The 12,524-nt window shown below is 45.0% G+C and carries 12 protein-coding genes; all 12 read left to right on the top strand.

The genetic code is table 11. The features are described from left to right. Positions 1–94: 94 nt before the first annotated feature. The 12 genes from CVN76_RS03325 to CVN76_RS03270 all read left to right on the top strand — a co-directional run bounded on the left by CVN76_RS03325 (position 95) and on the right by CVN76_RS03270 (position 12,347). A complete protein-coding gene (locus CVN76_RS03325; RefSeq protein ID WP_061142834.1) occupies positions 95–298 on the top strand; it encodes a DUF3311 domain-containing protein in 204 nt (67 codons plus the stop codon). Then, entirely contained in the window at positions 295–1,773 is a 1,479-nt protein-coding gene (locus CVN76_RS03320; protein ID WP_100530278.1) for a sodium:solute symporter family protein, read from the top strand. The genes CVN76_RS03325 and CVN76_RS03320 overlap by 4 nt, the downstream gene beginning before the upstream one ends. A 92-nt stretch (positions 1,774–1,865) precedes the next feature. Next, positions 1,866–3,014, top strand: a complete 1,149-nt coding sequence (locus CVN76_RS03315; protein WP_232732089.1) for a M42 family metallopeptidase — start codon at positions 1,866–1,868, stop codon at positions 3,012–3,014. Positions 3,015–3,727: 713 nt separating this feature from the next. Further along, on the top strand, positions 3,728–4,444 hold the full coding sequence (locus CVN76_RS03310) for a MurR/RpiR family transcriptional regulator (RefSeq protein ID WP_061142836.1): 717 nt from the start codon (positions 3,728–3,730) through the stop codon (positions 4,442–4,444). Between the two features lie 124 nt (positions 4,445–4,568). After that, positions 4,569–6,038 carry a glycoside hydrolase family 1 protein gene (locus tag CVN76_RS03305; RefSeq protein WP_100530277.1) on the top strand — a complete coding sequence of 490 codons (1,470 nt, stop codon included), beginning with the start codon at positions 4,569–4,571 and terminating at the stop codon, positions 6,036–6,038. A gap of 3 nt (positions 6,039–6,041) precedes the next feature. After that, positions 6,042–6,344 carry a PTS sugar transporter subunit IIB gene (locus tag CVN76_RS03300; RefSeq protein WP_061142838.1) on the top strand — a complete coding sequence of 101 codons (303 nt, stop codon included), beginning with the start codon at positions 6,042–6,044 and terminating at the stop codon, positions 6,342–6,344. Positions 6,345–6,376: 32 nt separating this feature from the next. After that, the gene (locus CVN76_RS03295) at positions 6,377–7,723 is read left to right on the top strand and encodes a PTS sugar transporter subunit IIC (protein WP_061142839.1); all 1,347 of its coding nucleotides are present in this window, start codon (positions 6,377–6,379) and stop codon (positions 7,721–7,723) included. 12 nt (positions 7,724–7,735) lie between these two features. Beyond that, the gene (locus CVN76_RS03290; protein ID WP_064465066.1) at positions 7,736–7,969 is read left to right on the top strand and encodes a hypothetical protein; all 234 of its coding nucleotides are present in this window, start codon (positions 7,736–7,738) and stop codon (positions 7,967–7,969) included. A gap of 22 nt (positions 7,970–7,991) precedes the next feature. Then, positions 7,992–8,894 (top strand): ROK family protein, encoded by a 903-nt coding sequence (locus CVN76_RS03285; RefSeq protein WP_100530276.1) that lies wholly within the window; start codon positions 7,992–7,994, stop codon positions 8,892–8,894. Between the two features lie 2 nt (positions 8,895–8,896). Next, positions 8,897–9,211: a PTS lactose/cellobiose transporter subunit IIA gene (locus CVN76_RS03280; protein ID WP_100530275.1), complete on the top strand. Its 315-nt coding sequence runs from the start codon at positions 8,897–8,899 to the stop codon at positions 9,209–9,211. 18 nt (positions 9,212–9,229) lie between these two features. Beyond that, on the top strand, positions 9,230–10,558 hold the full coding sequence (locus CVN76_RS03275) for a 6-phospho-beta-glucosidase (RefSeq protein WP_100530274.1): 1,329 nt from the start codon (positions 9,230–9,232) through the stop codon (positions 10,556–10,558). A gap of 418 nt (positions 10,559–10,976) precedes the next feature. Next, on the top strand, positions 10,977–12,347 hold the full coding sequence (locus CVN76_RS03270) for a catalase (protein WP_100530316.1): 1,371 nt from the start codon (positions 10,977–10,979) through the stop codon (positions 12,345–12,347). Positions 12,348–12,524 lie beyond the last annotated feature (177 nt).

Below are 12,524 nucleotides of genomic sequence, written 5' to 3'. Positions count from 1 at the left end.
AATCCGCCGTTCCCTTGCCGCTGCATGATGGAAAGTTCCAATCCGACTTTTTCCATACCGATTAATCGAATTTAATATGAAGGAGTGTTGCGCAATGAAGTTGGGCCATTATTTAAGTATGATTCCCTTTCTCGGAATGCTTTTTTCTCTCCCTTTTGTTAATCGTGTAGAACCGTTTGTACTTGGATTGCCGTTCATCATGTTTTGGATCGTTTTATGGGTGGTTCTAACATCCATAATCATGGCGATCGTTTTTAAACTGGACCCCGCCAATCGTGAAGGCGGTGACATGGAATGAACGCCTCGCTCTTTGTGCTGTTTGGTTTTCTCCTACTCGTTGTATACATCGGAATAAATGCAAAAAAAGGAAAGGATATGAATCTTGAGCAATGGGCCGTTGGCGGAAGGGGATTTGGAACGATTTTGGTTTTCCTTTTGATGGCGGGAGAATCGTATACAACGTTCACATTTCTCGGGGCCAGTTCATGGGCATATGGAAAGGGTGGACCTGCCTTTTATATCATCGCCTATTTAAGCCTTATCTACTGTATTTTTTATTGGATGTATCCAAATGTCTGGAAATATGCAAAGGTTCATGGACTGGTGTCTCAATCGGATTTCTTTGCAAGTAAGTATAATAGTTCCTTTTTAGGGATCATCACTGCCCTTATTGGCGTCATATCGATGATTCCCTACATTGTACTTCAACTGAAGGGCCTTGGCATCATTGTCTCCGAAGCATCATATGGGGCCATTTCCCCTACTGCCGCGACTTGGATCGGCGTCATTTCCGTGACAGTTTATGTGATGATTTCAGGTATTCACGGATCTGCGATGACCGCGATAATCAAAGACATATTAATATTCGGGGTGGTTCTATTTATTGGGATCTATATTCCTTTTCATTACTACGGAGGAATAGAACCGATGTTTAGAGAGATCCAGGCGACCAATCCGGATTTTCTCAAGCTGCCAGATAGCGGTCTTGGTGTGTCTTGGTTCATATCCACCGTGGTGATGACGAGCATTGGCGGGTTAATGTGGCCGCATCTTTTTGTAGCCACGTATACGGCATCCGGCCCTAAGGCGATTCGTAAAAATGCCGTTATAACCCCACTCTATACTTTGATGCTATTATTCGTCTTTTTTGTAGGATTCGCGGCGATCAAGCAAGTGCCTGGTTTGCAAGGAGCGGATACAGACCTCGCACTCCTGCGTGTATCCATCCAAACATTCGATCCTTGGTTCGTCGGGGTGATTGGCGCCGCAGGCTTATTGACGGCTTTGGTTCCTGGCTCCATGCTTTTGATGACCGCATCCGTATCATTATCCAAGAACGTATATAAAGTGGTTAGGCCCCTAGCTACAGAAAGGCAAATTTCCACAACTTCCAAAATGCTGGTACCTGTCATTTCACTAATTTGCGTCTATTTTACATTCAATGGAGGCAACTCCATCGTAACCCTTCTCCTTATGGCCTATAGCTTTATCACTCAATTGTTCCCGGCAGTCCTTTTTAGCCTGGCGAAGAATAACAGGGTCACGAAACAAGGAGCGGCTGCCGGCATGATGGCAGGAGTCATCACTGTTGCATACATGACGATTACAAATGCCACCATAGGCACTTTGCTTCCCTCATTACCACAAGTAATGAAGGATTTGAATGTCGGCATCATTGCTTTGAGCATAAATATATTTTTCATGCTGGTCGTCAGTTATTTCACTAAAAAGCTACCGGTATCTTCAAACATGAAAGGTTCTCCAACCATATAACGGATATCACTGAACATGATGGGTATAAAGGATCCATATCAGATAAATGGAATTCAATGAAGTACCAATCGTATACAAAGGGAGGAATTTAGATGAAAAATGCCGACATGATCGAAAAAAGAATCGGACACTCACTCAAGGATGAAGCAGTGAAAGAAAGAATCAAAGAGTCGTTAAGAGAGTTAACTGGATTAGTAGGCGTTTCTGGTTCTGAGCAAGAAGTCGTTAAATATATGCAGGAGAGGCTGCTGCCATTAGCGGATGAGGTAAAGGTGGATCGAAATGGGAATGTAATCGCGATAAAAAACGGCAACGGTCCAGGACCCAAAGTGATGATTTCGAGTCATTCCGATGAAGTAGGCTTTTGCGTGAAAAATATCTTACCGAATGGTTTTATCATGTTCGATAAGGTAGGGGGAGTTTCCGATCAATTATTGCTGGGAAGGAAAGTCTGGATCACGACACGGAAATTACCAGGCATAATCGGAATCAAGGCAGGTCATATGCAAACTCCCGAGGAAAGTATGCGGGTCAAAACAACACGTGAATGTTACATAGATGTCGGAGCTTCCTCTCGGACAGAAGTGGAAGGACTTGGAATAAGAATAGGGGATCCCATCGTATTTCAAAGCGATTTTATGGAAATGGCCAATAAAGACCTTGTTTCCACCAAATCCGTCGATAATAGAATTCACTGTGCGATCTTAATCGAGCTATTTAAAGAACTACAAGGGGTTGAATTTGCCGGAAAGCTGTTCGGCGTCGTAACGGTCCAAGAAGAAGTCGGCCTCCAGGGTGCCGTAATGGCGGGAAATGCCATCGAACCTGATTATGCCATTGTTCTAGACACGATCCCGGCCGGTGATACACCGGATATAGATACGGAAATATCTCTTCCCGTCTACCTCGGTGCGGGACCAGCCTGCCCGATTGCTGATGGTGTAAGAGGTGGCATGGCTTTTAACTATATCCATCCCAAAGTTAGGGAAATCGTTGAAGAGCAGGCAATGAAAGCAAGTATCCCTTTGCAAACCATCACTCTAATCGGGGACGGCTATACGACTGATGCAGCAAGTTTGACATCAGCGAATAAAGGCATACCAGTGGGAGTGGTGGCAACGCCGCGAAGATACTCCCACTCTCCCGTAGAATTGGTCAATCTAAATGATGCCCTGGGTGTGTTGAAAATCGTGACAGGAATTGTCATCGAAAACGGAATGAAGGATTTGAGCTTCATCTAACGACCTATACTAGGTAAAGCGAGAAGAAAAACTTGGTTGTTATACGTGTTAAAGGAATATCATGACCTATCTAAAGGACAGCATGCTGACTCAGTGTGCTGTCCTTTCCATGTTGGCAATCTGCGTGGAACAAAAGATGGTAAGGTCATTTCCGATTATCGTTAACTTGCTAATCATGATTTCATTAACAAATGGTCTGTCATATAGGCGGTGCATTCAGCATTCACCCATTCATCTGCAAAAACGGGTTCGCCTATATCATGGTTTGCATTGTTGGAAAGTGTAACAGCTCGGAATTCAAGTGGACCGATCCTTGTAAAGAGGGGAAAAACTGATGACCCATGATCATGCAGTAACAGCCATTTGGCTTCATGTTACGTTCAAGTGTGCGGAGTGGCTTGGCGCCTTGGGAAACATTTGCAACAATACGATATGATCGATCGTACGTTCACGATTACAGATGTAATCGACATATCCTTTACAAGCTAATAATTTAGCAGGATGATATAAGGAACCTGCCGTTATGAAAAAAGCAATGGCCTATCTAGTGCATTGCTTTTTTCAATTCACCAATTCAGGGAATCTGTTTTCGAATAAATCATCAAATGAGAGTAATAAAAGGTTAAAATGGCATAGGAATCGAAATATACATACGAGTATGGAAATGAAATTGTGACTTTAGTCATCAACTGACACAAAAAAGGGGAAATTATATGTTTACTAGAGAAGCCATTGCATCTTTTAATGAATTGGAATGCTCCTTATACGGATATATCACCAAAAATGCCCAGAAGGTGGCATATATGAGAATTAGGGAGCTAGCGGATGAAACGCATGTATCCACCTCTACCATTCTTCGTTTTTGCAGGAAGGTCGATTGCTCCGGTTATTCGGAATTTAAAGTGAAGCTTAAATTGTTCATGAACGAAAAGCAGCCTATCAAGCTTAAAAGTACTCAGCATTCTTTATCGGAGTTTGTCGAAAGGACGTTAAAAGGAAGTTTCGAATCATATATCCAAGAAACCGCACAATTGATTGCCAAGGCAGAAAGTGTGATATTTTTGGGCATTGGCAGCTCTGGCATCATGGCCGAATATGGGTCACGCTACGTTTCGAGCCTGGGGAAATCGTCCATTTATATTAAGGATCCTTTTTTTCCGATCCATTCGAAGTATTCCAGTAATAGTGTGACAATCGCCTTGAGCGTGTCTGGAGAAACATCGGAAATCGTTGATCTGATCAAAGGGTTCAAAGAAGTGGGAAGCACCATTGTCAGCATAACGAATAATAAGGTCAGCACGATTGCAAGGATTTCCGATTTGAATATAGCTTATTTCGTTACTGAGGAATACAGCGGCAAATCGAATATAACGACGCAAATACCTGTCGTCTACCTATTAGAGGCGATTGCAAAAGAACTATACAAATGATTGGAAACATCCTGTTTCTTTTTTGTGACAGATGACAACAGGCGGCACAAAAAACAGAAAGGAGTAATGGTATTTACCACGATGTTGAAAGCGGATACAATTCTTTATAGAAAGAGGTGAAAAGATGATTCATCAAACGAAACAATCTTTCCCGGATGACTTTCTTTGGGGTTCTGCATCAGCTGCTTATCAAGTGGAAGGAGCTTGGAATGCGGATGGCAAAGGTCTTTCCGTCTGGGATGTTTACACCAAGATGGATGGAACGACTTACAAAGGTACGAACGGAGATGTGGCGGTCGACCACTATCACCGATACCGGGAAGACATTGCCTTGATGGCCGAAATGGGATTGAAAACCTATCGCTTTTCCGTAGCCTGGAGCAGGATATATCCAAAAGGAAAAGGGGACGTCAATGAAGCGGGGCTCAAGTTTTACGATGACTTGATTGACGAATTGCTAAAATACGGCATTGAACCCATTTTGACGGTCTATCATTGGGATGTTCCTCAAGCATTAATGGAGGAATATGGTGCCTGGGAGTCAAGGGAAATCATCCATGACTTCAACGAATATTGCATTACCCTGTTCAAGCGCTTTGGGGGACGGGTCAAGTATTGGGTCACCTTGAATGAGCAGAATGTATTCATTGGCTTAGGATACCGGACAGGGCTGCATCCGCCAGGGGTGAAGGATCCTAAAAGGATGTATGAAGCCAATCATATTGCTAACCTGGCAAATGCGAAGGCGATACAATCGTTCAGAAGGTTTGTACCCGACGGCAAGATCGGCCCGAGCTTTGCATATGGACCGACCTATCCTTATACATGCGAGCCGGATAATATCCTTGCATTCGAAAATGCCGAGGATCTTAATAACCATTGGTGGCTGGATGTTTATTGCTGGGGGACTTATCCGAAAATTAGCATGAAATATCTTGAGAGGGAGGGTATCGCGCCGACAATTTTGGAAGGGGATATGGAACTCCTCGCTTTTGGAAGGCCTGACTTCATCGGGGTCAATTACTATCGGACGGGTACCGTTGAAATGAACCCGCTTGACGGCATCGAACTGGGAGCCATGAATACGACTGGAAAGAAAGGAACGTCAGAGGAAAGCGGGATTCCCGGTCTGTTCAAGTCGAAGAGAAATCCACACTTGGAAACGACGAATTGGGATTGGGAAATCGATCCGACCGGTCTTCGCATCGGTCTTCGCAGGCTCACCAGCAGATACAGGCTCCCAATCCTCATTACGGAAAACGGTTTGGGTGAATATGATACGCTTCTAGATGGGGACGTAGTGGATGATGATTATCGGATTCAATATTTGAAAAGCCACATACTGGCCTGTCAGGATGCCATCTGTGACGGCGCCGATTTGATCGGTTATTGCACTTGGTCATTCACGGATATTCTAAGCTGGCTGAACGGGTACAAGAAACGCTATGGTTTCGTATATGTGAACAGGGATGAACAAAGTGAAAAAGATCTGCGGCGTATAAAGAAAAAGAGTTTCGATTGGTATAAGGAATTGATCAAGACAAACGGAGTTAATTTACAGAATATTCAACCTAATCACCTGAAGGAGGAATGAACGATGAAAAAAATACTATTGGTATGCGCCGCGGGCATGTCCACAAGCTTGCTGGTCAATAAAATGAATGATGCTGCCAAAGCGAAGGGCATCGACATTGATATTGTTGCCTTGCCCATATCGGAATGTTCAAAAGCCGCGGAGGAAGTCGACGTCGTCTTATTAGGTCCACAGGTCCGTTATCAAAAAGCCCAGGTGGATTCCATTGTAGCAGGAAGGGTGCCTGTAGAAGTCATAGAAATGAGAGCCTATGGAATGATGAACGGGGGTGCGATTCTCGATCGTGCTTTAGAGCTGATTGGATAGAACCAAAAAAAATAGATTCTAGGGGGTATAGTATGGGATTCATGGCTGGTTTTGAACGTGTAATGGAAAAAGCCCTTGTTCCTATCGCAGCTAAATTGAATTCGCAAAGACATATTGTCGCGATTCGTGATGCGTTCATTTTAGCTTTTCCAATCACACTGGCAGGTTCATTGATTGTTCTCTTGAATTTTGCCGTGCTGGCTCCGGACGGGTTCATTGCAAAACTGCTGTTCTTGAATAAGTTATTTCCTAATTTAGCAGATTACCAGCAGGTATTTGCACCAGTATTGAATGGTTCAACCAGCATTTTATCCATTTTCATCGTTTTTCTGATCGCCAGGAATATAGCGATTGCCATGAAGGCGGATGACCTTCTTTGCGGATTGACCGCCCTTTCGACGTTTTTCATCGTCTATCCTGCTTATACCGTCGTGGACGGAGCCAGTTTTCTTTCCACCCAATGGGTTGGCGCACAGGGCCTTTTCGTAGCCATGATCATCGGTTTGCTTGTAGGTGAGATTTTCAGCCGATTGTCCAGGTCGAAGCGCCTGCAAATCACGATGCCTGCATCGGTGCCGCCAGCCATCGCAAGAACGTTCAAGGTTCTTTTTCCCATCGTCATCATTACGGTTTTATTCTCGGTCGGTAATGCAATCATATTAGCTATCTATCCAAATGGGATACATGAATTGATTTATGCAGCGATTCAGACCCCATTGAAAAACTTGGGGACGAATATTTTCTCATTGGTGCTCTTGGCCATCGTGTCGAATCTTCTCTGGGTATTCGGAATTCATGGTCCCAATACGATCGCGGCGATCAGAGAAGGAATGTTTGCTGAGGCAGGGCTCGAAAACCTTAACTATGTGGCCGCACATGGCTCGGCTTGGGGTGCGCCATACCCCGTCACGTGGGCTATCAATGATGCATTCGCCAACTACGGAGGGTCTGGCATGACCTTGGGATTGATCATAGCGATTTTCATTGCATCAAGGAGACAGGATTACCGTGATATCGGGAAGCTATCCATTGCCCCGGGCATCTTTAACATCAACGAACCGATCATTTTTGGATTGCCTGTCGTCCTTAATCCGATATTGATCTTCCCCTTCATCCTGGTACCTGCTGTAAACATCTTGATTGGCTATATCGCGATCAGCACGAAGCTGATACCGCCTATTGCCTATGCTGTGCCTTGGACGACGCCTGGTCCGTTGATTGCCTTCTTCGGTACAGGCGGGAACTGGATGGCCTTATTTATCGGACTCATTTGCCTTGCCGTTTCAACGCTAGTCTACCTGCCGTTTGTGCTGGCCTCGAATAAGGCTGCGTCCATCCAGCAATCATCGGAATCCAGCAATAACGACTTACCGGCATAGAAAGGAGAAGGAATGAACACTTATCGAATTCAAATGAATTGCGGGCAAATAGCCTATCTTTGTGACTTCTTCTCGCAATACGAAGACGAACAGATCCAGACTGTCCTTTTATCCGCCAATCGGGTCCAAGCGGTTTTCGAAGCCAAGACCCCACTCGATATCGAGGAAGCGGTGAAGCACCTTAAACAGGTTTTTCAGTTATCGAAATTTGGCCCTGGGCTATACTTTACCATCAAAAATATGTAGAGAGTTACGGGGGTGGCAGCTCATGTCCAACTACTTAGCCTTTGACATAGGCGGAACAGAAATAAAATACGGCTTACTGACCGAATCCGGGGACATATTGGAAAAGGGAGCATTTCCAACGGTTCGTAATAACGGGGAAGTCATCCTTCAAGACATATTGGCTAAAATTTCCCTTTTTCCGAGCTTACGAGGGGTCGCCCTCAGTGCCCCCGGATTTGTCAACAACGAAACGGGATTTATCGAAGTAGGAGGAGCCATCAAGGATTTTGATGGCTTCAACATAAAAAACTATATGGAAGAAATGACGAAGCTTCCAGTCACGGTCGAAAATGATGTGAATTGTGTCGCCCTTGCCGAGAAATGGAAAGGCAAAGCAAAGGAACATGAAAATTTCCTCTGCATGACAGTGGGCACTGGTGTTGGCGGGGCGGTTTTCATCAATGATCGGTTATACCGCGGCGTTTCATTTGGGGCCGGTGAATTTGGATACATGATCACCCATGGTGTTGAAAGGGGGCCGGCTTTAAAAAATACATTGAGCTGGAATGGTTCGATTACAGGCTTAAGAGAGCGATATGCTAGTCGGAAAGGACTTCAGGCAGCCGATTTGACAGGCCTGGATATATTTCAAGCCTATGAAGCTCAGGATCCCATCGCACTGGAAGAGGTTGAACGATTTTATGATAGTCTTGCCATCGGACTACATAATTTGTATTTCCTCTTTAATCCAAGCAAAATCTTGCTTGGAGGAGCTGTAAGCGTAAGGGAAGAACTGATTCCTGAGCTAAGAAGGCGGGTCGAATCGTTAAATGGATATATAAAGGAAGATTGCATCGATGCCTGTCAATTGAACAATGATGCAGGCATGATTGGTGCCCTGTACCACCATCACCAAACATACGCACAACAAGGAAGAAGGGATTAGCCATGGAAGAAATGGAAGCGGTAGCGTTTCAGATTATCAGTAATGTAGGAACAGCAAAAAGCTTGGTAATGGAAGCCTTATATGAAGCGCGGGATGGCCGGTATGATGCAGCCGAGGAAAAGCTGAAAGAATCTCGGACTTATATGCTAGAAGGCCACCATGCCCATTCAGCGCTTATCCAGCAGGAGGCTTCCGGACAAAAGGTGGAATTTTCATTGCTGCTAATGCATGCAGAAGATCAAATGATGAGTGCAGAGACAATTAGTGATTTAGTTGCTGAAATGATTAGAATGTATCAGGAAATGAGACAAAAATAAAAATGATGGGGTGTCATTATGAAAAATGGGATAAAAATCGTGACAATAGGCGGGGGATCGAGCTACACGCCCGAATTGATCGAAGGCTTCATCAAACGCTATGACGAGCTTCCAGTTCGTGAAATCTGGCTTGTTGATATAAACAAAGGAAAGGACAAACTGAACATTGTAGGGAATCTTGCGAAAAGAATGGTGGAAAAGGCAGGTCTGCCCATTGACATACATCTTACCCTCAACCGGCGAGAGGCACTGAAGGATGCGGATTTTGTCACGACCCAATTCCGGGTCGGCCTCCTTGACGCAAGAGCTAAGGACGAGAGGATCCCTTTGAAATACGATGTGATCGGGCAGGAGACGAATGGGCCAGGAGGACTTTTCAAAGGACTTAGGACGATACCGGTGATCCTTGAAATTTGCAAAGATATGGAGGAGCTATGTCCCGACGCCTGGCTTGTGAACTTTACCAATCCAGCTGGAATGGTTACCGAGGCTGTCTTAAGATATAGTCCGATCAAAAAGGTTGTGGGCTTATGCAACGTGCCGATCGGGATGAAAATGGGCATTGCCAAAGCGCTTGATGTTGATGACAGCAGGGTTCAGGTCGATTTTGCCGGGTTGAATCATATGGTATTCGGTCTTGATGTTTATCTGGACGGAAAAAGCGTGAAGGACCAGGTGATAACGGCGCTTGGAAATCCGGAAAATGAAATGACGATGAAAAATATCGCTGGCTTTGCCTGGGATCGTGATTTCATTAAAGGAATCGGCCTTATCCCATGTGGATACCACCGTTATTATTTTAAAACAGATGAAATGCTTGCCGAGGAAAAGGAGTCTTCAGTAACAAAGGGAACGCGCGCCGAAGTCGTCCAGCAACTGGAAAAGGACTTATTCGAACTGTACAAAAATCCAGAACTGAATGTAAAACCGCCTCAATTGGAAAAGCGGGGAGGAGCGTATTACAGCGAAGCGGCGTGCAGCCTCATCAATTCGATTTATAATGATAAGCGGGACATTCAGCCTGTCAATACAAGGAATAATGGTGCCATTGCAAGCATCCCGGACGAGTCGGCGATTGAAATCAGCTGTGTGATCACGAAGGAGGGACCAAAACCGATTGCCATCGGAGACCTGCCAGTAGCGGTTCGTGGATTGGTCCAGCAAATCAAATCCTTCGAGAGAATGGCTGCAGAAGCGGCCGTCACTGGGGATTATCGAACAGCGTTAGTAGCGATGACGATCAATCCGCTCGTGCCATCGGACACCATTGCCAAGAAAATATTGGATGAAATGCTCGAAGCTCATAAAGAAGACTTGCCACAATTTTTTAAAGAGGTGAGATCGTAAACCAAAGACTTTGGTGAAATTCGATGGAAACCAAGACCCTTGTTTATTTAGCAGGGGTCTTGGTTTGTCGATCTCCTTATTTAATACACGCTCTCCCTATATCCATAGAAAGAGTAAAGCAGTCTCGGACTCCATATATTGCAGAGACATAATCGCTTGGAGGCTTACATACATAATGAGGGAAGTGATATGCGGACTGGGAGGTAAGAGTATGGAAGAAAACAATGGGTGGTATCAATTGGCAGGGAAAACCCCCTTAACCAATAATAAGCCTCCAAGCAGAACCGTATTGAAAAGCTCGCCGCCTGAAGCGCGAAAAGGGCAAAAGCATGACGAGCTGACGAAAAGCGATAGCACTGATCAAGCAGCGAACACAAACAACAAACTGCTAGCATCTGCCCGGACTTTTATCCAAGGGATGAATGACGGTCCATCCCAAGGCTACAGCCCCTCTCTGCCTTGGAGTGGAGATATACCGGCAGTTTATCATTCACAGACGGTAGGTGAGCGAGGGCCCGTGTTGGAGCAAGATAGTGTATTGCATGAAACACTGGAGACCTTTGTCCATGAAAAAATCATCGAAAGACCGGTCCACGTAAAGGGATTTGGAGCTTTTGGTTATTTTGAGACGATTCATTCCATGGCCGAATATACAAAACTCAGCTTCTTGCAAACGCCAGGTCAGCAAGTACCCGTCATGGTGAGGTTTTCGCTTGCCGTAAGTACGAAAGGCACTCCAGATACATCCCGAAATGTGCGGGGATTTTCCACCAAGTTTTATACGGAAGAGGGTATTTTTGATTTGGTATGCAACCATATTCCCGTGTTTTCCGTGCGGGATGCCATCCGCTTTCCAGAATCAATCAAGGCGTTTTTACCTTCGCCGATAAACAATCTAATCGATCCGGAGCGTTTTTGGAGCTTTGTTGCCAGAGCTCCTGAATCCACACATTTTGTTGTCCGCCTTTATTCCGATGCAGGCACGGTAAAAAGCCTTCGCCACATCCCTGGCCATAGTGTGAACACCTACGTCTGGAGAAATGCGCAGGGCATTCGCCATTACCTGAAATACCAATGGGTTCCTCTTGCGGGAGAGCAATATATAGACAGCAGCGAAGCCGCCCATTGGATGAGCGAGAATCCGGATATTGCAGGAAAAGACTTATACGATACGATAGCAAAGGGGGATACCGTTGAATATGGGCTTTATGTGCAGCTCATGAAGCCTGAAGATGAAGCCAGTCTTTCTTTTGATCCACTGGATGATACCAAGGTATGGAACGAACAACAATATCCTTTGATGCCGGTTGGACGGATGGTGCTGAACCGAAATCCCGATAACTTTATGGAGCAGGTGGAAAAAGTGGCCTTTTCACCCACCAATCTATTGGAAGGTGCCGAACTATCGGACGATAAAATGCTTCAAGGACGCGCCAATATTTATTCCGATTCACAGCGTCGGAGGATTGGTCCTGATTTTCGCTCGGTTCCCGTCAATCAACAACAAAATTGGTCTCCGGCTGACCTTGTAACCAGTGGTGAAGGAAGATATGTACAAGGGAACCTCGAACGGTCTGACCTTCATAAACAGGATGACTTCACCCAGGCAGGCGAATATTATCAGGCTCTTTCTGCCATAGGGCAGGAACATCTAGTAAATAACCTTGCTGCCGATCTGGCCGGCATATCCAATGAAACCCGAAGCATTGTCCTTAGCTATCTGAAGAATGCCTCAGAGGAACTGGCGCAACGGATATATCAGCAACCTGAGATGCAGCAAAAGCAATAAAAACTTCACTCGATATTACGATAAACCCAAAAAGAAAAGGGAAGGGGTGCTATACAAGCAATTAGCACCTCATTACCCCCTATACGCTTAGTACGTATTCTCATTGTTCCTTGTATAGATTGTTTTCATTAAAAAGGATATTTTTTGCTCATCTGTATTTAGGCTCTTTTCCAGTTG

It is taken from the genome of Bacillus sp. mrc49 (assembly GCF_002803435.1).
Note: the sequence above shows the minus strand (reverse complement) of the source record. Positions and strands in the feature narration are given on the sequence as shown.